The organism is Nocardia ignorata NBRC 108230, assembly GCF_001612905.1.
Lineage (GTDB): Bacteria > Actinomycetota > Actinomycetes > Mycobacteriales > Mycobacteriaceae > Nocardia > Nocardia ignorata.
Genome location: NZ_BDBI01000021.1, coordinates 52,033 through 75,994 on the forward strand (window position 1 = coordinate 52,033; position 23,962 = coordinate 75,994).

The 23,962-nt window shown below is 70.2% G+C and carries 23 protein-coding genes; 12 read left to right on the forward strand and 11 right to left on the reverse strand.

Features of this window, described 5'->3' with window-relative positions:
- Positions 1-44 precede the first annotated feature (44 nt).
- The 4 genes from NI2_RS18075 to NI2_RS18090 all read right to left on the reverse strand — a co-directional run bounded on the left by NI2_RS18075 (position 45) and on the right by NI2_RS18090 (position 2,664).
- On the reverse strand, positions 45-362 hold the full coding sequence (locus NI2_RS18075) for a hypothetical protein (protein WP_067492235.1): 318 nt from the start codon (positions 360-362) through the stop codon (positions 45-47).
- Between the two features lie 138 nt (positions 363-500).
- Positions 501-1,649: an alkaline phosphatase family protein gene (locus tag NI2_RS18080; RefSeq protein WP_084476507.1), complete on the reverse strand. Its 1,149-nt coding sequence runs from the start codon at positions 1,647-1,649 to the stop codon at positions 501-503.
- Complete coding sequence (locus NI2_RS18085) at positions 1,646-1,963, reverse strand: nuclear transport factor 2 family protein (protein WP_067492236.1); 318 nt, start codon at positions 1,961-1,963, stop codon at positions 1,646-1,648. Before NI2_RS18085 ends, NI2_RS18080 begins: the two co-directional genes overlap by 4 nt.
- Positions 1,964-2,049: 86 nt before the next feature.
- Positions 2,050-2,664 (reverse strand): TetR/AcrR family transcriptional regulator, encoded by a 615-nt coding sequence (locus NI2_RS18090; protein WP_067492237.1) that lies wholly within the window; start codon positions 2,662-2,664, stop codon positions 2,050-2,052.
- Between the two features lie 121 nt (positions 2,665-2,785).
- On the opposite strand from NI2_RS18090, the gene NI2_RS18095 reads away from it, so the two are divergent.
- Both NI2_RS18095 and NI2_RS18100 read left to right on the forward strand, forming a co-directional pair.
- Positions 2,786-3,853: an NAD-dependent epimerase/dehydratase family protein gene (locus NI2_RS18095; protein WP_067492262.1), complete on the forward strand. Its 1,068-nt coding sequence runs from the start codon at positions 2,786-2,788 to the stop codon at positions 3,851-3,853.
- Between the two features lie 16 nt (positions 3,854-3,869).
- Entirely contained in the window at positions 3,870-4,220 is a 351-nt protein-coding gene (locus tag NI2_RS18100; RefSeq protein WP_067492238.1) for a hypothetical protein, read from the forward strand.
- Between the two features lie 188 nt (positions 4,221-4,408).
- Here NI2_RS18100 and NI2_RS18105 read toward each other — a convergent pair whose 3' ends face one another.
- The 5 genes from NI2_RS18105 to NI2_RS18125 form a co-directional block, all read right to left on the reverse strand.
- Positions 4,409-5,938 (reverse strand): polyamine aminopropyltransferase, encoded by a 1,530-nt coding sequence (locus NI2_RS18105; protein ID WP_067492239.1) that lies wholly within the window; start codon positions 5,936-5,938, stop codon positions 4,409-4,411.
- A complete protein-coding gene (locus tag NI2_RS18110) occupies positions 5,938-6,363 on the reverse strand; it encodes a DUF350 domain-containing protein (protein ID WP_067492240.1) in 426 nt (141 codons plus the stop codon). The genes NI2_RS18105 and NI2_RS18110 overlap by 1 nt, the downstream gene beginning before the upstream one ends.
- Positions 6,364-6,405: 42 nt before the next feature.
- Entirely contained in the window at positions 6,406-6,846 is a 441-nt protein-coding gene (locus NI2_RS18115; protein WP_166655702.1) for a DUF4247 domain-containing protein, read from the reverse strand.
- 183 nt (positions 6,847-7,029) lie between these two features.
- Positions 7,030-7,611, reverse strand: coding sequence for a class I SAM-dependent methyltransferase (locus NI2_RS18120; RefSeq protein WP_067492242.1), 582 nt, complete (start codon positions 7,609-7,611; stop codon positions 7,030-7,032).
- Positions 7,612-7,676: 65 nt separating this feature from the next.
- Entirely contained in the window at positions 7,677-8,285 is a 609-nt protein-coding gene (locus NI2_RS18125) for an HAD family hydrolase (protein WP_067492243.1), read from the reverse strand.
- 509 nt (positions 8,286-8,794) lie between these two features.
- On the opposite strand from NI2_RS18125, the gene rox reads away from it, so the two are divergent.
- The gene (gene rox, locus NI2_RS18130; protein WP_067492244.1) at positions 8,795-10,216 is read left to right on the forward strand and encodes a rifampin monooxygenase; all 1,422 of its coding nucleotides are present in this window, start codon (positions 8,795-8,797) and stop codon (positions 10,214-10,216) included.
- A 68-nt stretch (positions 10,217-10,284) separates the two neighbouring features.
- On the opposite strand, the gene NI2_RS18135 is transcribed toward rox, so the two are convergent.
- Entirely contained in the window at positions 10,285-11,436 is a 1,152-nt protein-coding gene (locus NI2_RS18135; RefSeq protein ID WP_067492245.1) for an LLM class flavin-dependent oxidoreductase, read from the reverse strand.
- A 170-nt stretch (positions 11,437-11,606) separates the two neighbouring features.
- Here NI2_RS18135 and NI2_RS18140 point away from each other — a divergent pair, with 170 nt between their 5' ends.
- The 9 genes from NI2_RS18140 to NI2_RS18180 all read left to right on the forward strand — a co-directional run bounded on the left by NI2_RS18140 (position 11,607) and on the right by NI2_RS18180 (position 22,914).
- Positions 11,607-13,106 carry a flavin-containing monooxygenase gene (locus NI2_RS18140; RefSeq protein WP_067492246.1) on the forward strand — a complete coding sequence of 500 codons (1,500 nt, stop codon included), beginning with the start codon at positions 11,607-11,609 and terminating at the stop codon, positions 13,104-13,106.
- A 166-nt stretch (positions 13,107-13,272) separates the two neighbouring features.
- Entirely contained in the window at positions 13,273-14,544 is a 1,272-nt protein-coding gene (locus NI2_RS18145; RefSeq protein WP_243749659.1) for a GlnX family signal transduction membrane protein, read from the forward strand.
- A complete protein-coding gene (locus tag NI2_RS18150; protein ID WP_133733759.1) occupies positions 14,541-15,515 on the forward strand; it encodes a glutamate ABC transporter substrate-binding protein in 975 nt (324 codons plus the stop codon). The genes NI2_RS18145 and NI2_RS18150 overlap by 4 nt, the downstream gene beginning before the upstream one ends.
- Positions 15,512-16,681, forward strand: a complete 1,170-nt coding sequence (locus NI2_RS18155; protein ID WP_067492248.1) for a hypothetical protein — start codon at positions 15,512-15,514, stop codon at positions 16,679-16,681. The genes NI2_RS18150 and NI2_RS18155 overlap by 4 nt, the downstream gene beginning before the upstream one ends.
- Positions 16,678-19,077 carry a serine/threonine-protein kinase gene (locus tag NI2_RS18160; protein ID WP_067492249.1) on the forward strand — a complete coding sequence of 800 codons (2,400 nt, stop codon included), beginning with the start codon at positions 16,678-16,680 and terminating at the stop codon, positions 19,075-19,077. The genes NI2_RS18155 and NI2_RS18160 overlap by 4 nt, the downstream gene beginning before the upstream one ends.
- Entirely contained in the window at positions 19,074-20,087 is a 1,014-nt protein-coding gene (locus NI2_RS18165) for a PP2C family protein-serine/threonine phosphatase (protein WP_243749658.1), read from the forward strand. Before NI2_RS18160 ends, NI2_RS18165 begins: the two co-directional genes overlap by 4 nt.
- Positions 20,084-21,373 (forward strand): VWA domain-containing protein, encoded by a 1,290-nt coding sequence (locus tag NI2_RS18170; protein WP_067492251.1) that lies wholly within the window; start codon positions 20,084-20,086, stop codon positions 21,371-21,373. Before NI2_RS18165 ends, NI2_RS18170 begins: the two co-directional genes overlap by 4 nt.
- 1 nt (position 21,374) lies before the next feature.
- Positions 21,375-22,025: a double zinc ribbon and FHA domain-containing protein gene (locus NI2_RS18175; protein WP_067492252.1), complete on the forward strand. Its 651-nt coding sequence runs from the start codon at positions 21,375-21,377 to the stop codon at positions 22,023-22,025.
- A gap of 34 nt (positions 22,026-22,059) precedes the next feature.
- Positions 22,060-22,914, forward strand: coding sequence for an SDR family oxidoreductase (locus NI2_RS18180; RefSeq protein ID WP_067492253.1), 855 nt, complete (start codon positions 22,060-22,062; stop codon positions 22,912-22,914).
- A 6-nt stretch (positions 22,915-22,920) separates the two neighbouring features.
- Here NI2_RS18180 and NI2_RS18185 read toward each other — a convergent pair whose 3' ends face one another.
- Positions 22,921-23,853, reverse strand: coding sequence for a threonine/serine dehydratase (locus tag NI2_RS18185; RefSeq protein WP_067492254.1), 933 nt, complete (start codon positions 23,851-23,853; stop codon positions 22,921-22,923).
- Positions 23,854-23,962: the final 109 nt, after the last annotated feature.

The window sequence follows — 23,962 nt, forward strand, 5'->3', positions numbered from 1 at the left end:
GTCACCGGGGTGTGCCCTGTCGCGTCGGCTTGACGCGCGGTCGGTTATTTGTTCAGGAACAGGCCCGCGATATCGGCGTTCTTGATGGGGGTGTCGATATTGCGCTGGCCCGCGCACAGCAGATCGACCTGCACGATCATCGCGTCGACCACGGTGCCTGCCGGTTCGTTGTCGTTGCCCGTCTGCTCTTTGATCGCCTTGGTGATGGTGATCCGCTTGGTGTCCGGCTCCTGGTTGATGTAATCGCGGCAGGGGGTGTCGCCGCCCTGGTTGAGCAGGCGCTCGACATCGGAGCAGCCGGTCACCAGTGCCGCCAGCACCGCGAGTCCGACCGCGACGGCGCCGCTGCGGGTGGCGTGCATGGTTCCTCCTGAAAGGTCGCGCCCGGTGCGACTCGCCCGGGTCCGCTTCAGACTAGATGCCGAGCGCGGCGAGCCCGGAGGCGGTAGCGGAGCGTGTCCACGCCGGGTCCTCGGGGTCGGCACCCTCGAACACAGCGGTCAGCTGCGGTGGATTCGCAACGGCACGAGCAGTTCGTCGGCGGTCAACGACCCGTGATGGCCGGGCATCTGCGATTGCAGGGGTTCGGCGCCGCTGCGGATCACTCCGCTCGTCCCGGTGGCGACCACCACGAGGTCACCGATCCGGGCAGCCACCTCCGGATCCACGCGCGGGCCGAACCATCCGGCCTCGATGACCTGGGCTTTGGTGCGCACCACGAACTCGTCACCGAGCGTGCCCGTCCAGGTGTCGGCGACCTGGTCGGTGGCGCCCGCTTCGGTGTAGACGTGGCGGGCGCGCGGTTCACCGCCGAGCGCGCGCACGCCCTCGGACAGGTGCGGGTGGGTGTCGAAGTCGATGCGGTGTACCAGCGGCACCATGCCGTGATCGGCGGTGACGATCAACGCCGAGCGCGGCGGCAGGTTATCTGCCAGCTCGGCCGCGATCCGGTCGACATTGGCCAGTTCGAACCGCCACGCCCTGGTCTGCGGGCCGCGCGCGTGCCCGGTGGTGTCGAGATCCGAATGATAGGTGTAGACAAGGGTTTTCGGTGCCGAGCCGAGCGCGGTGAGCACACCGTCGACCAGGTCGCCCACCGAGAAGGCTGTCCGGAATCCGCCACCGCGCCAGCCGGCGCGGGTGAGACCCGAGCCGTCCTGGTAGCTCGGTGCCACCTGGACGGCGGCGATGCCCGCGGCGGTCGCGCGTTCGAAGGTGGTGCGGTGCGGCTGGATTCGCTCCGGTGGGAACTCGGCGAGAGCGTCGACCTTCGGCCCGTCGCCGGTGAGCTGCCAGCGCAGACCGTTGAACAGGCGGTCCTGCCCGGGCAGCTGGAAGGTGTAGCCGACGGTGCCGTGTTCGCCCGGCGGCAGGCCGGTGCCGAGGGTGGTGAGGCTGGTCGCCGTCGTACTGGGGAACCCGGCATCGAGGGTGGCCGCGGGTAATCCCGAAAGGAACGGTGCCGCAGCGCTTTCGGTGTCCAGAGCGGTGGCACCCAGCCCGTCGACGAGCAGCACGCACACACGGTCGACATCCAGCTCGAGACCGAGTCGATCGTGCTCGCCGGGCACGCCGAGGCAGGCCAGGATCGAGGGAAGCAGGTCGGCCAGTGACGCGTGGCCGTAACGCGGGAGGAGAAGTTCGTTCACGCCTGTCCGGTCTCGAAGCGGCTGATGAGGCCGTTGCGCACATCGAATCGCCAGGTGGTGCGCATGGAACCCCACCGGCTGTTGGTGTAGTCGGCGGTGAACTCGAGTCCGTCGGCTTCCACCGTGTCGATCTCCAGATGCCCGTTGGCGCTGAAGATCTCGGCCTCGGTCCACTGCGCGAGGTTGCGTTCCACGCCGTCGTCGGACATGGTGGCGTCTTCGGCGAGCACGCCGTAGAAGCGGTCGGTGTCCTGGGCGTTGAGCGCGTCGACGAACGCCTCGACCGCGGGATCGAGTTTCACAGTCTCAGCCATCGGGCCTCCTGCTCGTGTTCGGGCGCACTGGGTAGAACAGCCTTACCCACTCTAGGGCCGCTCGCACTCCCCGCACCGCAAAATTTTCAGGTGCGTGTGGCGACGAGCGCGGTGAAGGCGCGCATGATCTCGTCGACGAGGTCGGGCGCGCTGGTTCCCAGCTGTTCACTGCGCTTTTCGAGGTGGCCGTCGAGCCACAGCGAGGCGAGTCCGTGGCCGAGACTCCACCACGCCACGGCGAGCGTGTCGGCCTGGTTCGCGGGAAGCTGTCCGGCGGCGACACATTCGGAGACGGTGTCGGCGAGCACGCCGAAGGCGGTGTCACCGGCGTGCGCGGCGTCGGGATGCTTGTCCGGTTGGGACAATTCGGGCCGGAACATCAGCCGGAACAGGGCCGGGTTCTCGCGGGAGAACCGCACATAGGCGGCGGCGAGTTCGGTGAGCGCGGCCAGCGGGCTGCTCGCCTGCGCCCGCGTGGCGATCAATTCCTCGGCCAGGCGCTGGAAACCGTCGACCGACAGCGCCGACAGCAGCGCGGCGCGATCGGCGAAGTGGTGGTACGGCGCGCCGCTGCTCACCCCGGCCTCGCGCGCGACCCGGCGCAGGCTCACCGCCGTGAGCCCCTCGCTCTCGATCAGGCGCAGGCAGGCCGCCATCAGGGTGGCTCGCAGGTCGCCGTGGTGGTAACTGGTGCGCTTCACCCCTCCGAGCCTAGGCGACGCGCCCGGGAAAATAGGCACTGGACAGCAAATCTATGCGGTGCTTAGATTATCTGAGCACCGCTCAGATGGGTGGGCCTCTCCGAGGGAACGGATGAACACCATGACCGCAAGGGTTCTCGTCACCGGCGCCACCGGCTTCGTCGCCGGACACTGCATCGCCGAACTACTCGAGCACGGATACGCCGTGCGCGGCACCGTGCGCGATCTCGGCGCCACCGCCAAGCGCGCCCACCTCACCGAGCTGGCCGGTCGCACCGGTGGCGAGCTGGAATTCGCCGCCGCGACGCTCGACGACGATGCCGGGTGGGCCGAGGCGGTGGCCGGCTGCGACACCGTGCTGCACGTCGCCTCCCCGTTCCCCGACAGTCCGCCGGAGAACGAGCGCGACCTCATCGAGCCCGCCGTGCAGGGCACGCTCCGGGTGCTGCGTGCGGCGGCCGCGGCCGGGGTGCGGCGGGTCGTGCTCACCTCCTCGGTGGCGGCGGTCGCCTACGGCCACGGCAACGACGACGTGCGGACCGAGAACGACTGGTCGGTCGTCGATCGGATTCCGGCCTACCAGAAGAGCAAGACCCTCGCCGAACGCGCCGCTTGGGAGTACGTCGAATCCCTCGGCGACACCAGCGATCTCGAGCTGGTGGTGCTGAATCCGGGCATGATCCTCGGGCCACTGCTCGAACCACGAACCAGCACCTCGCACGCACCGATCCAGCGCCTGCTGGCCCGCGATGTGCCGGGTTCGGTGCGCACCGGCTGGTCCCCGGTCGACGTGCGCGACCTCGCCATTGCCCACCGCCTCGCCATGGAAGTTCCTGCGGCGGCGGGAAACCGGTACATCTGCGGTGGCGAGCCGCTGTGGATGGCGGAGCTGGCCGGCCTGCTCGCCCGCGACTTCGGCCCCCAGGGCTTCCGCGTGCCGACGCGGGTACTGCCCAACGCCCTGGTCCGCCTCGTCGCCCTCTTCGACAAGACCGTTCGCCTCACCGTGCCGGTCCTCGGCCGTGCCGAACGCGTGAGCGCCGAGAAGGCTCGCCGCGAACTCGGCTGGACCATGCGCCCGGTGGAACAGACGGTCCGCGACACCGCCGACAGCCTGATCGCCTTCGGCGTCGTCACCGCACCGGGCAAGCGTCGATCAGCACCAGCCGTTGCGGCCGGAACACGCTGAGCGGAAAGGGAAGACGATGCTCATCACCGCTCTGATCCTGACCGTCGTCGGTGCGTTCCGACGGACTCGGCGCCGCCGCGCGGGTGGCGAAGAAGGCGCGGGATCTGCGTCGCGGCGCGTGGACGCCGCGTCCGTATTCGGGGGCCGTCTGCGGTCCGTAGCGCTGGTCGAGGGGTACCGCCGGGCGCGCCGCGGGCTGGCGTCGGCCGCGCTGAGTGTCGGTGCGGCGGTGCGCGCCGTGGCGACGGGCGCGGGTGCCGAGATCAACCGTCTCGGACGGCGTATGCGGCAACAGGGACGGGCACTGTCGACTTCGGTGGCGGTGCTGGCCTTGGCCGTCACGGGAACCCAATTGGCTTGCGGTTGAACCGGATCCGATGCCATGAACGGCGCTGCGCGTCCAGGATCACCGGGCGAATCAGGAGTACGACCTCGGTCGGTCCTGGGGACTCGGTGTGCGGCTGAACCGGGTTCAGTGCCGTTCCGGACCACCGCGTCGGCGGGATGAGGACCTCGGTGTCGATGCTGGGAACTCGGCCCGCGGCGGGGCCGGGTTCAACGCCATTCCTGGCGTTGGAGGTCGAGGATCACCGGGTGCATGAGGGTGGAGACCTGAGGGTCTTTCGGGCGGCGGTCCGGGGGGAAGACGGTGGCCGCGGTGAGAGTTGTCTCGTCCAGGGAGCGTAGGGGAGTGGGGGAGCGCAGCGTGGGGGTCGGGGGCTCGTTCATCGCCGCGAGGACGAAGCCCCAGTCGCCGAAACTGGGCACATCCACGTGGAACGGGGTGGTGTGCAGTCCGGCAGAGCGCAGGGTGGCGTCGATGGTCCAGAAGGAGCGTGGCGCGAAGAACGGGGAACCGGACTGCACCACCAGGCGGGCGCCGGAAGCCAGGACATTCGCGGTCATCGCGTAGAACTCCTGCGAGTACAGCTTGGCGACCGAGGTCTGGTCGGGGTCGGGCAGGTCGACGATCACCGCGTCGAAAAGCCCTGGCGCACCGCGCAACCAGTTGAAGGCGTCGGCGTTGACCACCCGCACGCGCGGATCGTCGAAGGCGTGCCGGTTCAGTTCGGTGAGCCGGTCGTCGGTGCGGGCCAGCTCCACCATCGCCGGGTCGAGCTCGACCAGCGTCACCCGCTCCACGTCGGGGTAGCGCAGGATCTCACGCAGCGCGAGCCCGTCGCCACCGCCGAGCACGAGCACCGAGCGGCGTGACCCGGCGAGCACCGGGTGCACCAGCGCCTCGTGGTAGCGGTACTCGTCGACGGAGGAGAACTGCAGGCCGCCGTTGAGGAACAGCCGGGTGTCGGTGGTGGCGAACGGCGAGAACGACTCGGTGAGCACGATCTGCTGATACGGCGTGCGGGTCTGCCACACGATCGGATGCGCGAACAGCGCCTGCTGCGCGGTGGCCTCGAAACGGTCGGCGTACAGGTAGGCGCTCGTCAGGCCGCAGGCGACGACGGCGGTCGTGGCGATCAGGGTGTGCCGGGCGGCGCGGGTCATCCGGTCGCGAAAGAAGAAGAACGCCAACGCCAGACCGGCGATCGCGTTCACCACACCCACCACGAGGCTGCCGCGGATCTGCCCGAACACCGGCAGCAGCAGGAACGGGAACGCCAGGCCACCCAGCAGCGCGCCGACATAGTCGGCGGCGAACAAGTCGGCCACCGCACTGCTGGCCTCCTGCTTGCGCACCTGCTGCAACAGCTCCATCAGCAGCGGGATCTCGGCGCCGACGAGCATCCCGATCACCGCCGCCGCCACGACGAGCGCGGCGGTGTACACGTTGAGCCAGGCGTAGCTGGCGTAGAGCGCCGCCACCGACAACCCGCCGATCACCGCGAGCGCCAGCTCCACCGCGACGAACGCGGCGGCGGCATGCGGGCGCAACGGTTTGGCGAGGAGCGCACCGACACCCATCGCGCACACCATCACGCTCAGGGTGATCGAGGCCTGCGCGGCGGTGTCACCGATCAGATAGCTGCCGAGGGTCACCAGCGACAGCTCGTACACCAGACCGCACGCGGCGCAGACGAATACCGTCGCCAGCAGCGCCGCCCGCGCCAGGCGGTGGGTGGGCATCAGGTGAGGCCCGCGGCCACCACCAGCGCGACGGCGACATGGGCCGATGCCGTCACCCAGACCGCCGGGTGCGGTTCGGGATCGGCGACAACGGTCCGGAAATCACCGGGGGTGAGCGCGTCGAGCAGCACGAACGCCAACGCCATCGCGGCCAGCCCGATCACGCCGTACACCGCGCTCGCCAGCAGCGCCTTCACGATCTCCCCGTCGGAGGTCCAGATGGCGGTGGCGACGATGATGCCGGTGCCGAACAGGTTCGAGGCGAGCAGGGTCGCGGCATTGCGGTTGCGTTCGATCCAGATCTGCGCGCGCAGATCACCGGGGGTGAGCAGGTCGACGAGCCCGAATCCGACGGCCATCAACACGATTCCCACCGCGGAATAGGCGAGCGCGGCGCCCGCGTCCGCCCCCAGTTCGGCGAGCATGAGTGTCCTCCTGTGCTTGTGAGGCGAGATGCCCCGAATGAACTACTTGCCGCCGCTGTCGCTGCCGCCACCGCGGTAGTCACCCGCCGCGGAACCGCTGGTCCAGCCGTAGCTGCTGGTGTGCGAGTGGTGGCGGCGGGTGCCGTTGGCCCAGCTGTCGACCAGCACGAGCGAGCCGCCCGCGTGCGGCGACACCGCGACGAGGTCCTTGTCGAACCGCAGATAGTGGTTGTCGCCGGTATTGCGGCGGTCGCGCGGCTCGGTGGCCTTGGCGATGGCGGCCGCGACCGCGGCGGGCGCGGCGGCCGTGGTGAAGGCGAGGCCGTCGTTGGCCTGGTCGAGCTGGCGGGCACGCTGGTACTTCTCGGCGACGAACTCGCGCGGATCCTGCGGCCCGGTCACCGCGACGACCGTGACCACCGCGACGATCACCGCGACCACGGCGGCCAGGATGCCGACCACGATCCATCTTGTCCGGGTCACCGCGGCACCCCGAAACCGGTGCGCCACAGAACTGTCGGCGTTGTGCTGATGAGAATCCCTCCCCGTCGAAAAACTGGCCGGACTGTATCACCGGGTTCGCGCCGCCGACCGTGGGGAGTTGAGCAACTGCGATTCAGATCACAGCGGGCTACCGGGCCGTGTGCGATGAGGGGATCGGCGGGGTCAGCGGGGTCGTTGCCACAGCAGCGTGTATCGCCACAGCAGGCGGCGGCGGATCTGCGCACCGGGGAGGAATTCCTCGGCGGCCCGCCGGATTTCGCCGAGCGTTTCCTCCGGATCCCGGATCGTCGCGTTCGGTCCGCCTGCTCGGCGGCGGTGGCGACGGTCGGTGGCCCAGACGACCGGAAGCAGCGGGAGGTAGCCGATGTCGTTGAGCGGGTGCATCTTCCAGAGCCCGACCACCGCGAGCGTGCCGCCGGGTGCGACGAGGTCGCGCACCGCCGCCATACCTTCGCGGACGGGGACATGGTGCAGGGTGGCGACCGCGGTCACCATGTCGAAGGTGTCGTCGAGGTCGCGGAAGTCGGCCTTGTCCAGGTGCACGTGGGGTGTGGACGGTGCGTTCGCGATGACCTCGGAGTCGATGTCGATGCCGAGCACCGCATCACAGCGGGTGGCGAGTTTGCGGGCGAGCAGGCCGTCGCCGCACCCGATATCGAGGGCGGTGCGGGCGTGCGCGGGCACCTGATCGAGCAGCCAGGGATGGTAGTGCGTGTTGTGGTTCCAGTAGGGGTCCGTCGCCATGACCGGTCAACGCCCGCGCGGCCCACAGGGTTCCGAAAGGATCACCGCACAGGTGTTTTCGCGGATCAGGCGGCGGTGTGACCGGCCAGCCAGTCGGCGAAACCGGTGAGGCCGTCGAGCACGACATCGGCACCGGCCGCGCGCAGTCCGTCGGCATCGTAGGGGCCGGTGGTCACACCGACCGCGAACGCACCGGCCGCCTTCGCTCCGCGCATGTCACCGGCGTGATCGCCGACGAAGATCGACGCCGATTCCGCACGGAGTACCGCGGCCTTCCCGGTGGACCACAGATCACCTGCCACCCGGTCCACATCCCACCCCAGATGTTCCACATGCAGGCGGGCATGCGGTTCGTATTTGCCGGTGACGACGAGGGCCCGCCCGCCGCCCGCCCGGACGACTTCGAGCGCGTCGCCCGCGCCGGGCAGGGCCGGGATGCTCGCGATGACATCCGGATACAGCTCGCGGTACCGGGTGACCAGATGTGGGACGAGGTCGTCGGGTGCGCCCGCGTCGCCGAGCAGGGTGGCCAGCGGCGGGCCGAGGTGCTCGGCGAAACGCGCGCCGATCATCGGCAGGTCGAACTCCTGCGCGAGCGTGTCGATCGCCACGGCCACACCCGGCCGCGAGTCGATGAGCGTCATGTCCAGGTCGAAGCCGACGGTGATGGTCACGTCGCCGAGCGTATCGCCGCCGGGCTGGACGACCGATCAGGCATCGGTGCGAAACCGCCGGTAGAGCCCTGATTCACGTGGAACCGCCGCTGCACTCGGTGCCGAAATCGCTTGGGGGAGAGGGAATGCGCGGTGCACAGCGTGCGGGCAAGCAGTGACAGCCGGATAACCTCGAGTACGGCGGGCGTCGTGATCGTGCAGGTCGGGGCGAATTCGCCCTCGCTGCGCTTGCGGAATCCTCGGTTACTCGCATCGCGAGCAGCCATGCATCGAGTGCAACATTCCGGCCGTAATCGTGCCTACCACAGCGTGAGCGGGGTGCCCGATCGATCTCGGTTCCGCGCACATCGCGCGAGGGGAAGGTGCTCGGACAAAAACAATGGCAAGGAGGTCGAACCACTCCCTGCCACTCTCAACATATAGCGCACCCCGGGTCTTGCCACAAGCCCCCGGTCGTCCTGCACAATCGCCTGCCTGAGTGTGTGACCAGCGGAAACAGAGGTGGATTGATGATCGACATCATTGTCGTGGGTGCGGGTCCGACCGGGATGATGCTGGCTGGGGAGCTCCGGTTGCAGGGCGTGCGGGTGGTTGTTCTCGACCGGGATCCGGCGCCGACCCCGGTCGTGCGCGCTCTCGGTCTGCACGCCCGCAGCCTGGAGGTACTCGCCCAGCGAGGCCTGGTCGACCGGTTCCTCGCACTGGGCTCGCGCCACCCGCTCGGCGGCTATTTCGCCGGCATCGCCAAACCTCAGCCCACCGGCCTGGACACCACCTACCCGTTCGTACTCGGCCTCCCGCAGCCCGTCACCGAACGCCTGCTCACCGAGCACGCCGTGGCCCTGGGTGCCGAGATCCGGCGCGACACCGAACTGGTCGGCCTCACCCAGGCCGAGCATGCGGTGACGGCCGAACTGGCCGACGGCTCCACCCTCGCCGCGCGCTACCTCGTCGGTTGCGACGGTGGCCGCAGCATGGTGCGCTCGCTGCTCGGCATCGGCTTTCCCGGCGAACCCAGCCGGGCTGACACCCTGCTCGGCGAGATGCGGTTGACCGCGACGTCCGACACGGTGTCCACCGTGAACGCCGAGGTGCGCCGGACGCAGCTGCGCTTCGGTGCCGCGCCGATCGGCGACGGGTTCTATCGCGTGGTCGTGCCCGCCGACGAAGTAGCCGAGGACCGCACAGTTCCGCCGACGTTCGACGAATTCCGCGGTCGGCTGATCGCCACGGCGGGCACCGACCTCGGCGCGCACGCACCGCGCTGGCTCTCGCGCTTCGGTGACGCCACCCGCTTGGCCGAGGACTACCGCCGCGGTCGCGTCCTGCTCGCAGGCGATGCCGCCCACATCCACCCGCCGCTGGGCGGCCAAGGCTTGAACCTGGGGATCCAGGACGCGGTGAATCTCGGCTGGAAACTCGCCGCCGAGGTCAACGGCTGGGCGCCACCAGGGCTGCTCGACAGTTACGCCGCCGAACGCCGTCCGGTGGCCGCCGACGTCCTGGACAACACCCGCGCGCAGATGACTCTGGTCTCGCTCGATCCCGGCGCCCAGGCGGTGCGCCGCGTCCTGTCCGAACTGATGGACTTCGAGGGCGTCACCCGGCACCTGATCGAGAAGATCATCGCCACCGCCATCCGCTACGACCTGGGCGACGGCCACGACCTGCTCGGCAGGCGCTTGCCCGATATCGAACTCGCGCACGGCGGTCTCTACGACCGCCTGCACGCCGGTCGTGCCCTGCTCCTCGACCCGGCCGGTGCGTTGTCGGTGACCGGCTGGGCCGACCGGGTCGATTACCTCGTGGACGGCATGGTCGATCTACCCGCCGTCCTGCTCCGTCCCGACGGTCACGTCGCCTGGGTCGACGACGGCCGCCACGACCTCGCCCGAGCCCTCACACGATGGTTCGGCGAGCCGCGCGCCTGATACCCGGTGCCGGGCACGGCGTTTCGCCGGAGGTCAGGCGGAATCGGTGATCCAGGCGCCCGGCCGACTCACTGGGCCGCTGCGGTGAACGGGGTGACGACCCGTGGGGCGGCGGGCCGGGACGGATGCCGCCACACGCCCTGGCGTTCCAGGATCGGCAGCACACCCTCACCGAACCAGTACGCCTCCTCCAGGTGCGGGTAACCGGAGAGGATGAAGTGGTCGATGCCGAGCGCGGCGTACTCGAGCAGCCGTTCGGCCACCTCCGCGTGGGAACCGACCAGGGCCGTGCCCGCCCCGCCGCGCACCAGGCCCACACCGGCCCACAGGTTCGGGGCGATCTCGAGGTTGTCGGTGCGTCCGTTGTGCAGGCTGGCCATCCGCCGCTGTCCCTCGGACTCGCTGCGGGCCAGGCTCGCCTGCACCCGTTCGATCTCGCCGGGCGCGATGCCCGAGAGCAGCCGGTCGGCCTCGGCCCACGCCTCGGCGGCGGTGTCGCGGGTGATCACGTGCACGCGCAACCCGAAGTCGACCGACCGGCCCTCGAGCGCGGCGAGACCACGAATCCAGTCCAGCTTCTTCGCGACCGCGTCGAGTGGTTCGCCCCAGGTCAGATAGGTGTCGGCATAGCGTGCCGCGACCGGACCCGCGGGACCGGACGACCCACCGAAGAACACCGGCGGTACCGGATCGGGTCGCGCGCTGAGCAGCGCCTCGTTCACCCGCAGATGCTCGCCGGTGAAGGTGACCGGCTCGGTGGACTGCCACAGTTCACGCACGATGTGCAGGAATTCTCCGGTGCGGGCGTACCGCTGCTCCTTGTCGAGGAAATCGCCGTAGGCCTGCTGCTCCTTCGGTTCACCGCCGGTGACCACGTTGAGCAGCAACCGGCCGCCGGAGTGGCGCTGGAAGGTCGCGGCCATCTGCGCGGCCAGGGTGGGGCTGACGAGGCCGGGCCGCAGGGCGACCAGGAATTTGAGCGTCTCGCTGGTCTGCACCAGCATCGCGGTGGTGAGCCAAGCGTCCTCGCACCAAGCCCCGGTGGGGGTGAGCACGCCGGTGAATCCGTTGTCCTCGGCGGCGGCGGTGAGCTGATTGAGATAGCGCAGGGTGGCCGGCCGGTCACCGGACATGAAACTGCCGTGCCCACCCGCGACCAACCCCCGCGAATCGCCGTAGGTGGGCAGGAACCAGTGGAACGACAGTGCTTGCTTACTCATGGCAACGATGCTGACCGGCGCATCCGATGAGGTCACGCATTGTGCTCACCGTGCGCACAACTCCCACCCGCCGCACGGAACTAGACGTAACCATGCGAAACACGTAACCTCGTGGCAGGCTCGGGCGACGGTGCCCGGGCGGCGACGACCCTACGAAACGAGTTTCCTCAATGACGCGGCATGTCGACGTACTGATCATCGGCGCTGGCCTGTCCGGAATCGGCACGGCCTGTCACCTCATTCGCGAGCAGACCGGACGCAGCTACGCGATCCTCGAGCGCCGCGAGAACATCGGTGGCACCTGGGACCTGTTCAAGTACCCCGGCATCCGGTCCGACTCCGACATGCTCACCTTCGGCTTCGGTTTCCGTCCCTGGATCGGCACCAAGGTGCTGGCCGACGGCGCGAGCATCCGTCAGTACGTCGAGGACACCGCCAAGGAATACGGGGTCACCGACCACATCACCTTCGGCCGCAAGGTCGTGCACCTGGCCTTCGACCGCGACGCCGCGCAGTGGACCGTCACCGCCCTGATCGAGGCCACCGGTGAGACCGAGACCTGGACCGCGAACTTCGTCGTCGGCGCCAGCGGCTACTACAACTACGACAAGGGCTACCGGCCCGAGTTCCCCGGCGAGGCCGACTTCCAGGGACAGATCGTGCACCCGCAGCACTGGCCCGAGGACCTCGACTACACCGGTAAGAAGGTCGTGGTCATCGGTTCCGGCGCCACCGCCATCACGCTGATCCCGTCGATGGCCGACAAGGCCGCCCACGTCACCATGCTGCAGCGCTCGCCCACCTGGATCCAGGCGCTGCCGTCGGACGACCCGGTCGCCATCGGGTTCAAGAAGACCCGGGTGCCCGATTCGATCGCCTACAAGATCGGCCGCGCCCGCAATATCGCTCTGCAGCGCGCCAGCTTCCAGCTCTCGCGGACCAACCCCGAGCTGGCCAAGAAGCTGATGCTGGCCCAGGTGCGCCTGCAGCTCGGCAACAAGGTCGATCTGCGCCACTTCACCCCCAGCTACAACCCGTGGGATCAGCGCCTGTGCGTGGTTCCCAACGGCGACCTGTTCAAGGTGCTCAAGAGCGGCAAGGCCGACATCGTCACCGACCGCATCGCGAAGTTCACCGAGAAGGGCATCCTGACCGAGTCGGGCCAGGAGCTCGAGGCCGACATCATCGTCACCGCCACCGGTCTCAACGTCCAGATCCTCGGCGGTGCGACCATGAGCATCGACGGCAACCCGGTGAAGATGAACGAGACGGTCGCCTACAAGAGCGTGCTGTACTCCGACATCCCGAACTTCCTGATGATCATCGGCTACACCAACGCCTCCTGGACGCTGAAGGCCGACCTGGCCGCCGCCTACCTGTGCCGGGTGCTCAACATCATGCGCGACCGGGGCTACAGCACCTTCGAGGTGCACGCCGATCCGGAGGACTACGCCGACGAGTCGCTGATGGGTGGCGCCCTCACCTCGGGCTACATCCAGCGCGGCAACGGTGAGATGCCGCGCCAGGGCAAGCGTGGTGCCTGGAAGCTGGTGAACAACTACTACCGCGACCGCACGCTCATGCACAAGGCGCCCATCGAGGACGGTGTGCTGCGGTTCAGCAAGACCCGCTCGGCCGCCCGACCCGACGAGCAGGTCGCCAGCGCCTGACCGGCAGGCCACTCGGGCCCGTCGCACCGGAAGGTGCGGCGGGCCCGTCGCTTTTCCCTGGTGAATCGGGTTGCGCGAGCGCCTTTCCCGGGCGCGGGCGAATTGTCCGCGGCTCCCGTAGGATCGCGATCGAAGACACCGCCCGGGGAGAAGTGAGGAGGACGGTGTGGGATCTCGCCTACCGGCGACCATCCGTGACGCGGGGACGTGGCTGCGTCGGTTCGCCGCGACGACACCGGGGGTTATCGGGGTTGTCCTCGTCCTCACGGCCCTGGCTTGTCTGATCGCGGGATCGGCTGCGGGACAACAGCTCGACGCCAAGATCGTCCGGTCCGAGCAGGTGCTCGATCGCACCGAACCACTGGCCTTCGCCGCGCAGAGCCTCTACGTGTCGCTCTCGGCCGCCGACGCGGGGGCCGCCACCGCGTTCCTGTCCGGCGGCATCGAATCACCGCAGGTGCGCGACACCTACGAGCAGGCGCTCGCCGAGGCCGCCGCCGCCCTCGCCGAGGCGACGGCAGGCGCCACCGACGCCAAGACCAGGGCGATCGTGGCCCGCATCGCCGCCGACCTGCCCACCTACACCGGGCTGGTGGAAACCGCGCGCGCCAACAACCGTCAGGGCTTCCCGGTCGGCTCGGCCTATCTGCGCCAGGCCTCCGAGCTCATGCAGAACTCCCTGCTGCCGCACGCCGAGCAGCTCAACGAGGCCCGTTTCGCCGCCGTCCGTGACGATCAGCAGCGCATCGGCGCCCTGCCGCTGACGTCGATCCTGCTGCTGCTGCTGGTGTTGCTCGCCTGCGCGGTGGCCTCGGTGATCCTGCTGCGCCGCACCAACCGCCTGGTGAACCCCGGAGTGGCACTGGCGGCCGCCGCGGCCGCGCTCGCCCTGCTGTGGACCGTCGGCTCGACCCTCACCGCCGCCCAGCTGCTCGACACCGGCGACTCCGGTGCGGGCGCGCGGGTGGAGAACCTGGCGGGCGCGCGCATCCTCGCCCAGCAGGCCCGCACAGACGAGACCCTCGCCCTCATCACCCGAGGCGACATCACCGCACCCGAGGCGGCCTTCCGCACCCATACCGCCGACCTGGAACAGCGCCTGGCCGCCGCCGGCGCCGCCGACTCCGATGCCGCACGCGCGCTGACGAATTGGAACGCCGGGCACAACGCCCAGCGCACCGCCTACGAGAAGGCCGACTTCACGGGCGCGGTCACCCAGGCCATCGGTACCGGCCCCGAGAGCTCGGCCACGAGCTTCACCCGCCTCGACAACGAACTGCGCGACGCACTGGCCCAGGCACGCACCGATCTGCGCGACGGCGTCGACGACGCGCGAACGGCCTTGACGCTGAGCCCCTTCGGCACCCTGCTCCTGTTGCTCGCCGCGGCCGGTGCGGTGGTCACGGGCCTGTGGCCACGGTTGAAGGAGTTCCTGTGAGCATTCGTCGTTCCCGGTTCGCGCTGGTTCTCGCCGCGACCGCCGTCCTGCTCGCGGGCTGTGGTGACGCGCCCGCGCCGTCGTCGATCGAGGCCACGGCCGTCGCACCACCGCTGCCGGGCGCCGAGGCGATCACCTCGGCACCGACCGCGGAGGGCACCGGATCCTGCGATACCGAGGCCACCTTGGCGCCGCGTGCCCAGCCGCGACCGGGGGCGATGCCCGCCGGATCGGCGATGGCCGCGATCGTCGCCAACGGCAGGTTGCGCGTGGGCGTCGACCAGAACACCTACATGTTCGGGTTCCGCAATCCGTCCACCGGGCGGCTCGAGGGTTTCGACATCGACCTGGCCCGCGAGATCGCCCGCGATCTGTTCGGCGACCCCGACCGCATCGAGTTGCGTTCGGTGACCGCCGCCGACCGCATCCAGCTGCTACAGGAGCGCAAGGTCGACATGATCGTGCGCACCTTCTCCGCCACCTGCGAACGCCGCCGCGACGTCGACTTCTCGAGCGTGTACTACCGTGCGGCCCAACGCTTCGCGGCTCCGCGCGGCGCCGGTATCGCCTCCGGTGCCGACCTGGCGGGCAAACGGGTGTGCGTCACCAAGGGCACCACCGCGGCCGCGCCGCTGTTCACCCTGCCGACTCCGCCTACGGTGCTCGGCGTGACCAACTGGACCGACTGCCTCGTCGCGCTGCAGCAGGGCACCGTCGACGCGATCAGCGGTGACGAACCGATCCTGTCCGGTCTGGTCGCCCAGGACCGCAACCTCGAACTCGTCGGTGCGCCCATCGGTTCGGGGGCCTACGCGGTCGGTGTGCCCAAGGGCAGCGACGAATTGGTGCGTTTCGTCAACGGCGTGCTCGAACGGACCAGCAGCGACGGCACCTGGGAACGGATCTACGCCCAGCATCTGTCGGCGCTCGGCCCCTCACCCGGCGCACCCGCGCCCAGGTACGCCGGATGAGTTCGCCGATACTCGGCACCGCCGAGATCGATCGTGAACTGGCCGGGCGCACCGCGGAATTGGCGACGATGAGCAGTACCCTGCTCGAACTGGACCGGCACCCCGGCATCGCCCTGGTGCGCCGCTACCCGCCGGAGGGGGAGACCGCGCGCCGATGGGCGCCGGTGGAGAAGGCGCTCGGCGAGCTCTTCGACGACCTCGCCCGCGTGCGCGCCATCCTCACCGAGGCCGAGACAATGCGTGGGCGCGGCCGGATCGATGATCGTGCCCGCGCCCGGCTCACCGACCTGCTGCGGGGGCGTCCGCACGAAATCGCCCGGGTACCGGTGCCGTTGGCGCAGCGCGGGCTCACCGGGCCGAGCGAAACCGTGGTGACCGTCGGGATCGCCGACTGCCTCGACCGCATGCGCGCCGCCTTCGCGTTCGTCGCGCCGTTCGCCGAGGAGGTCGAGGCCGTCGACCGGCGGGTACTCGGCGCCCTCGCGCCCTTGCAGCAGCGGGTGGAGCAGGCCAACGGCGCCTTGGCCGCCGCCACCGAACCCTTGGCCGCCCTGCTGCGCCGCGCGGGCACCGACCCGCTCGGCTTCGCGCCGGGTGAGATCGCCGCGGCACTGGCCTCGCTCACCGAGCTGATCGAGACCGAAACCGCCCGCAATGCCGAATTCCTTTCGGTGGCAACCGATGTCCCCGCTGCCGTTGCGACACTGCGGGCCCGGCTCATCGACCTCGCCGACTTGCAGCGTCGCGCCGACGACACCGCCGCCCGCGCCGAACGCAAGGTCCACACCGGACCGCTGCCGCCAGGTGGCGCGTCGGCCGCGACCTTGCTCGCCGAGCTGTCGACCCTCGGCGACGAACCGACCCGCTCGACCGTCGAACACCTCCTCGCCCTGCGCGTACGTGCCGACGACGCGGCCGACAAGACCGCGCGCCGAACGGAATTGGCGCAGGGTCTGCTCGATCGGCGGGCCGAACTGCAGGGCAGGCTCGCCGCCTACCGTGCCAAGGCCTCGCGCCTGGGTGTGGCCGAAGAGCGCGATGTGCTCGCCGCCGACCGCATCGCCGCAGGCCTGCTCACGCGCACACCGTGCGATCTGGCCGCCGTCACCCGGGCGGTCGCCGACTATCGTTCGATCATCGGGGAGAAAGCGGGGCGGACAGCATGATCTGTAGTGAACCGGGTTGCGGCGGTGTGATCGAGGACGGCTACTGCGCCGTCTGCGGCACCGCGCCCGTGGCGGTCGCCGTCCACGGCGCCGCGCCGACCTCGCCCCGGCGCTCGGGCCACACCACGGCCGTCCGGCGAACACCTGCCCCGACAGGCGGCATCTCGACCGGTGCCGCCCCGAAGGTGACCGCGCCGGGACTCTGCGCCGAAACAGGCTGCGGCGGAACGATCGTCGACGGCTACTGCGACACCTGCGGCACCGCGCCCGCCCCGCTCAGCGCCCCCGTGCACAGCCCGTCGGCGGCGACCATCAGCGCCAACCGCGCCTCGAGCCGTTCGGTACGCACCCGCTCGGGCTCGGCCCGATCGGCGGCGCGCGGCCGGCTCGGCGCCGGACTGGTCGAGGTGCCGCCGGTACCGCGCGTGGATCCCGCGTCGGCCGTGCTCACCGACCCGAAGGTCCCCGAATCCGACCGCTACTGCGGCCGATGCGACAAACCCGTCGGCCGCACCAACGACGGAACCACGGGACGCACCAGCGGTTTCTGCCCGCACTGCGGTACCCGCTACTCGTTCGTGCCGCGCCTGCAACCCGGCGACCTGGTCGGCGGACAGTACAAGGTCGAAGGCGCCCTCGCGCACGGCGGCCTCGGCTGGATCTACCTGGCCACCGACATCCGCGTCAACGACCGCTGGGTGGTGCTCAAGGGCCTGATCGACACCGGCGACAGCGACGCGCAGGCCGCCGCCCTGGCCGAACGGCGCTTCCTCGCCGAGGTGGACCACCCCAATATCGTCAAGATCCACAACTTCACCGAACACGCCGACGCCGACGGCGAACCGGTGGGCTACATCGTGATGGCCTATGTGGGCGGCACCTCGCTCAAACAGATCCTGCGCGACTACCGCGCCGCGCACAACGCCTACCTGCCGCCGGCCAGGGCCATCGCCTATGTGCTGGAAATGCTGCCCGCCCTCGGCTATCTGCACGCGCGCGGCTGGGCCTACTGCGATTTCAAACCCGACAACGTGATGCAGACCGAGGAACGCCTCGAACTCATCGACCTCGGCGCCGTGATCGCCATGGACGACACCACGTCCCCGATCTACGGCACCCTCGGCTACCAGGCGCCCGAGATCGCCGAAACGGGCCCGACCGTGGCCACCGAGATCTACACGGCGGGCCGCACGCTCGCGGTGCTGATGATGCGGGTGCCCTCGGTGGACGGCCGCCTCGGACCGCTGCCGACGCCCGACACCGAACCGCTGCTGGCCCGCCACGATTCGCTGTACCGGTTCCTGCTGCGCGCCACCGACCCCGATCCGCTGGCCCGGTTCGCCTCGACGAGCGAGATGGCCGACCAGCTCACCGGTGTGCTGCGCGAGGTCCTCGCCGCCGAGGACGGTGTACCGCGCCCCGGCATGTCGGCCGCCTTCGGTCCCGCCCGCGCTGTCTTCGGAATCGAAAGCGCCACACCGGAAACCGCCGCAGTCGTCGCCGCCCTGCCCGCGCCGCTCGTCGACCCGGGCGACAGCGGCGCCGCGCTGCTGGCCACCACCGACGCCGCGACCCCCGCCGAACTCGAGCAGGCACTCACCGCGGGCCTGCGCGCGGTGGTGACCGGCGCCGGGGAATCGGTGGAGATCCCGTTGCGCCTCGTGCGCGCCGAACTCGAGGCGGGCGACGCCGATGCCGCCCTCGCCCGGCTCGCCGGGCTGGAGCTGGATTTCGACTGGCGCACGGTGTGGTACCGCGCTCAGGCCGCCCTGCTGAAGGGCGACTACGGCAGTGCCGCAGCCGATTTCGAGGCCGTCTACGCGGCGCTGCCCGGCGAACCCGCGCCCAAGCTCGCCCTCGCCGTGGCGCTGGAGCACGGCGACCGGCCACGCGAGGCGCTCGCCCTCTACGACCTGGTCTGGTGCACGGACCACACCTATCTGTCGGCGGCCTTCGGCGCCGCCCGGTTGCGCCGCGCCGACGGCGACCGCGCCGGTGCGGTGCGGGTGCTCGACCAGGTCGAACGCACCTCGTCGATGTACACCGAGGCCCGCGTGCGTGCCGTGGAGACGCTGCTGGCCGATCGTGGTCCGGCCGAACTGGACGAAGCCGCGTTGCGCGAGGCGGGGGAGCGGGTCGAGCACCTGCGCCTCGACTCGCGTGCGCGCACCGCCCGGGTGCGCATGCACGTGCTCGAGGCGGCACTGAACTGGATCCGGTCGGGACAGCGGCCGAGTGCACCAGGCAAGCTGTTGGATGTGGAATTCACCGAAGTGGGAGTGCGGACGGGGTTGGAACGATGCTTGCGGACATTGGCGCGCGAAGCCGACGACATGTGGACCCGCTTCGTGCTGGTGGATCAGGCCAACAACGTGCGCCCCAGGACCACGCTGTGACCGCGCCGGGCTGCCCGGACTGCGCGGGCGCGGCCAGGGCGGGATACCGGTACTGCGAGAGCTGCGGTCGCGAACTCGGGGTGCGCAAGGCGGCCCTGCCGGTGCACGATCCGGTCACGGTGCCGCAGTGCCCCACCTGTGGGGAACGGCGCTACGAGGCCGGGCTGTGCGTGGTGTGCCGCACTCCGAAACCGGTTCCGGACCGTTTCGAGGAAGACCTCGGCCCGGTGTACATCCTCACCGATCGCGGAATCAGCCACTCCCGCAACGAGGACGCGGTCGCCGCCGCCGTGCGCGACGGTGACGGTGTCCGGGTGATCGTCGTCAGCGATGGTGTCTCGACCTCCCAGGACCCCCAGGCCGCCTCCGGCACCGCCGCCCGCACCGGCGTCGACGCGGTGCTGGCCGCGCTCGCCGACGGCCGCCCCGCCCCCGACGCCGTGATGGCCGGACTGGCCACCGCCGTCGCCGCGGTGCGCGGCATGTCACGCACCCCCGAATACGCGCCCTCGTGCACCTACGTCTCGGCGATCCTGCGCGACACCCCCGAGGGCACCGAGATCACCGTCGCCAATGTCGGTGACAGCCGGGCATTCTGGCTCGCCGCGGGCGATCCGACGGCGTCGCGCAGGCTCAGCGTCGACGACTCCTGGGCCCAGGCCCTCGTCGACGCGGGCGCCATGGACGAGGATGCCGCCATGCGCGACCCGCGTGCGCACACCCTGCTGCGCTGGCTCGGCGCCGACGGCGGCGAGGCGCCCTGGTCGGCGAACTGCCTGCAGAGCATGCTCGTCACCGAACCCGGCACCCTGCTGTTGTGCACCGACGGGCTGTGGAACTACCTGCCCGATCCGGTCGCGCTCGCCGGGTTCACCGTCGAGACCACCCCGCAGGCCGCGGCACGCGCCCTGGCCGACTTCGCGCTCGACAGCGGCGGCAGCGACAACATCACGGTCGCGCTCGCCCCCGTGCCCGCGCGCACCGCTGTACCCGATCCAGGAGTGTCATGAGTTCCCCTGATATCGCAGGCCTTTCGGTCGCCGTCGACCAGAACGAATTCCTCGCCGAGGGTGCGAGCGTGGTCGACGCGGTGCTCACCGTCGGCACCGGCCCGGAACTGGCCGCCGTCGCCACCCCGCCGCCCCGGCTCGAGATCCTGATCATCGACTGCTCCGGGTCGATGGGGCACAAGCGCAAGTTCGAGAACGCGCGCACCGCCACTCGCGCCGCGCTCGACGAGATCCCCGACGGCACCGCCTTCGCCATCATCGAGGGCACCGAGTCCGCGCGGATGATCTACCCCACCGGCGCGCTGTCGGCGCCCGCCGACCACACGCACCGCACCGCCGCCAAGCGGGCCCTCGATCGGTTGCGGCCCGACGGCGGCACCGCCATGGGGTCCTGGCTCGCCCTTGCCCGCCAGGTCGCCGCCGGGCATCCGGGTGCCCAGGCGCACGCCATCCTGCTCACCGACGGTAAGAACGAACACGAGACCCCCGAGCAGTTGGCCGCCGAACTCGACCGCGCCGAAGGACTTTTCGTCTGCGACTGCCGTGGTGTCGGTGCCGACTGGGCGGCGGCCGATCTGCACAAGATCTCCTCGAAGCTGTCCGGCGGCGCCGATATCGTCGCCGATCCCAAGGACCTGGCGGCCGATTTCGCCGCCATGATGCGCTCGTCGGCGGCCCGGGTGATCCCGGAACTCACCCTGCGCGTGTGGACTCCGGCCGGCGCGCGAGTGCGCATGGTCAAGCAGGTCGCACCCGTGCTGGAGGATCTCACCGGGCGCCGTACCGATTCCGGTGCGCAGGTGGGGGACTACCCGCTGTCGTCGTGGGCGGCCGAGGAACGCGAATACCACGTGCAGATCGAACTGGAACCGGCCGCGCCCGGGCGGGAGAAGCTCGCGGCCCGCCTCAGCGTGCTCGCGGGCGAGGACGTGCTCGGTCAGGGGCTGGTCCGCGCGGTGTGGACCACCGACTCCACGCTGTCGACCAGGATCAGCACCCGCGTCGCCCACTACACCGGCCAGGTCGAACTCGCCCAGGCTGTCCAGGAGGGTCTCGCCGCCCGCCGCGAGGGCGACTTGTCCACGGCCACAGCGAAATTGCGCCGCGCGGTGGAACTGGCCGCCGCCTCGGGACACGAGTCGACCGCCAAACTGCTTCGCACCGTTGTCGAGGTCGACGAGAAGGACGGAACGGTGAAGCTGCGCGGTCAGGTCGCGGCCGCCGACGAACTCGCGCTCGACATCCGCTCCACCAAGACCACCCGATTGCGGTCGGAGGGTTCCTGACATGGCGGTGTGCGCGGACGGTCACCAGACGCAGGCCACCGACTACTGCGATGTGTGCGGGTCGGCGCTCACCGGCGTCCCGGCAGCCGACCCGGCCGATCTGCGCCTGTGCCCCGCGTGTTCGGTGCCGACCAGCGGACGCTTCTGTGAGAACTGCGGATACGACTCGGCCCTGCCCGCGCCGCCGCCACCGCGCACGGACTCACCCGCCGCCGATCTGCGCGGTACCGCCGATGCGCGCGAAACCGTCTGGGTGGCCAGGGTCTTCGCCGACCGCGAGTTCTACGACCGGGTGCAAGCCCGCAAAGGTCCGGACGCCGACCGGGTGGCCTTCCCCGGTTTCTACCCCGAACGCCGGATCGAGTTGCGCGGCAGCGAGTTCCTGATCGGCAAACGCTCGGCCTCGCAGGGCATCGTGCCCGAGATCGACCTCGGTATCGCCCCGGCCGACCCGGGTGTATCGCGTGCGCACGCCCTGCTGCGCGTCGGGACCGACGGCTCACTCACCGTCACCGACCTCGGCTCGACCAACGGGACCAGCCTCGACGGCACCGAGACACCGCTGTCGCCACAGGTTCCGGTGCCGTTGCGGGCGGGTAGCCGCCTGCACGTCGGCGGCTGGACGACCATAACCATCGATACCCTGTCGTAGACGGGAACATCGAGCGAACCGTAGGGTCGGGGCCATGACGAAGTTCGACGGGAAGACCTGTTTGATCACCGGCGCCGCCAGCGGTCTCGGCCGGGCAACCGCCTTCGCGGCCGCCGCCAAGGGCGCGTCGCTGGTGCTCACCGACATCACCGCCGACACGCTGGCCACCACCGCCGAGGAACTGCGCGCCGCCGGTGCCACCGTGCACCTGGCCCATCCCGCCGATGTGAGCGACCATTCGGCCGTCGTCGGGCTGGCCGCGCACACCTTCGAGGCCGTCGGGCACGTCGACATCGTGATGAACGTGGCGGGCATCGCCACCTGGGGCACCGTCGACAAACTCACCCATCAGCAGTGGCGGCGCACCATCGACATCAACCTCATGGGCCCCATCCACGTCATCGAGGAGTTCCTGCCACCGATGATCGCCGCGCGGCGTGGCGGTCATCTGGTGAACGTGTCCTCGGCGGCCGGACTGTTCGGGTTGCCGTGGCACGCGCCCTACAGCGCCACGAAGTTCGGGCTACGCGGTGTGTCGGAGGTACTGCGGTTCGACCTACGCAGGCACAAGATCGGCGTCAGCCTCGTACTTCCCGGGGCGATGGCCACCCCGATGGTCGACAGCGTCGACATCGCGGGCGTCGACCGCGACAACGCCGCGCTGCGCAAGGCTATCGGCCTGTTCCTGCGCCATGCCGTCACGCCGGAACAGGCCGCCGACGCGGTGATCCGCGGTGTGGAACGCAACCGCTACTGGGTCTACACCTCCCGCGACATCCACCTCGCCCACTGGGGTCAGCGCTACGTCCCGTACGGCTACACGCTGGCCATGCGCGGCCTCAACGCCGCGATGACCAACTACGCCACCAAGAACGAACTGGTGCGCTGAGCACGCTCACACCAGGTCCGACGGGTCGGTGTTGGCACCGCACAGGATGACGCAGACCCGCTCACCCTCGGCGGGCCGGTAGGCCGCACCGGAACCGGTGTCGCGCAGCGCCGCCAGCGCGGTCGCGGCACCGTTCTCCACGGCGATCCGGTGCTCGTTCCAGAGCTGTCGGCGCGCAGCGCGAATCGCCTCGTCCGCGACCAGCACCGACACCACGTCGGGGCGCTGGGCGGCGGTCAGCGCCATCTCCGACACGTTCGGTGCGCCGAGCGAATCGGCGGCGATCGAGTCGACGCTCACCTGCACCGGACGGCCCGCCTCGAGCGCGGCGTTGAGCGAGCGGCAGCCCACCGGTTCCGCCGCGACGGTGCGGATGCCGAAATGCTGTGCGGCGACCGCGGTTCCGGTGAACAGTCCACCGCCGCCCACCGCGACGACCACCGTGTCCAGATCGGGCACGCGCTGCTGGATCTCGCGCATGAGCGTGCCCGCGCCCGCCGCGATGAGCGGGTGATCGTAGGCGTGCGAGAACAGCGCCCCGGTGTCCGCCGCGAACTCCTGGCACGCGGCCAGCGCCTGCTTGTACTCGGGACCGATCAGTCGTACATCGGCGCCCAAGTCACGAAGTCGACGGATTTTGACCGGCGGCGCCGATTCGGGCAGAAACACGGTCGCGGGCACGCCCGCTTCCCGCGCCGACCACGCGCACGCGAGTCCCGCATTGCCGCCTGAGGCGATCGTCACACCGGCGGCGGGCAACTCTCCGGCGGCGCGCAGGAAGTTCTGCGCGCCACGCGCCTTGAAAGTCCCGGTGAACTGCAAGAACTCCAGCGCGAACCAGAGCGGGGAATCCCCAGGTCCAGCGGGTGCAACCGTCACCGGGCGAACCCGGCCCTCGATCCGCGCGGCGGCGGCCTCGATGTCGTCGAAAGTGGGCATCACCCCGTCGACTATGCCACCGCGCGCGGCACCCCCACCGTCCTTTGAAACCGTGCAAAACGGGCACGAATTGTTACGGCGGGTTTACGCGACGAGCGCTCTGGGTAAG

Excerpts from the sequence above, each read along its gene's own strand:
- rox (WP_067492244.1), top strand. The coding sequence starts at position 8,795 with ATGATCGACATCATTGTCGTGGGTGCGGGTCCGACCGGGATGATGCTG.
- NI2_RS18110 (WP_067492240.1), bottom strand. The coding sequence starts at position 6,363 with ATGCTCGCCGAACTGGGGGCGGACGCGGGCGCCGCGCTCGCCTATTCC.
- NI2_RS18095 (WP_067492262.1), top strand. The coding sequence starts at position 2,786 with ATGACCGCAAGGGTTCTCGTCACCGGCGCCACCGGCTTCGTCGCCGGA.
- NI2_RS18105 (WP_067492239.1), bottom strand. The coding sequence starts at position 5,938 with ATGCCCACCCACCGCCTGGCGCGGGCGGCGCTGCTGGCGACGGTATTC.
- NI2_RS18100 (WP_067492238.1), top strand. The coding sequence starts at position 3,870 with ATGCTCATCACCGCTCTGATCCTGACCGTCGTCGGTGCGTTCCGACGG.
- NI2_RS18085 (WP_067492236.1), bottom strand. The coding sequence starts at position 1,963 with ATGGCTGAGACTGTGAAACTCGATCCCGCGGTCGAGGCGTTCGTCGAC.
- NI2_RS18180 (WP_067492253.1), top strand. The coding sequence starts at position 22,060 with ATGACGAAGTTCGACGGGAAGACCTGTTTGATCACCGGCGCCGCCAGC.
- NI2_RS18135 (WP_067492245.1), bottom strand. The coding sequence starts at position 11,436 with ATGAGTAAGCAAGCACTGTCGTTCCACTGGTTCCTGCCCACCTACGGC.
- NI2_RS18175 (WP_067492252.1), top strand. The coding sequence starts at position 21,375 with ATGGCGGTGTGCGCGGACGGTCACCAGACGCAGGCCACCGACTACTGC.
- NI2_RS18120 (WP_067492242.1), bottom strand. The coding sequence starts at position 7,611 with ATGGCGACGGACCCCTACTGGAACCACAACACGCACTACCATCCCTGG.
- NI2_RS18170 (WP_067492251.1), top strand. The coding sequence starts at position 20,084 with ATGAGTTCCCCTGATATCGCAGGCCTTTCGGTCGCCGTCGACCAGAAC.
- NI2_RS18155 (WP_067492248.1), top strand. The coding sequence starts at position 15,512 with ATGAGTTCGCCGATACTCGGCACCGCCGAGATCGATCGTGAACTGGCC.
- NI2_RS18160 (WP_067492249.1), top strand. The coding sequence starts at position 16,678 with ATGATCTGTAGTGAACCGGGTTGCGGCGGTGTGATCGAGGACGGCTAC.
- NI2_RS18140 (WP_067492246.1), top strand. The coding sequence starts at position 11,607 with ATGACGCGGCATGTCGACGTACTGATCATCGGCGCTGGCCTGTCCGGA.
- NI2_RS18185 (WP_067492254.1), bottom strand. The coding sequence starts at position 23,853 with ATGCCCACTTTCGACGACATCGAGGCCGCCGCCGCGCGGATCGAGGGC.
- NI2_RS18075 (WP_067492235.1), bottom strand. The coding sequence starts at position 362 with ATGCACGCCACCCGCAGCGGCGCCGTCGCGGTCGGACTCGCGGTGCTG.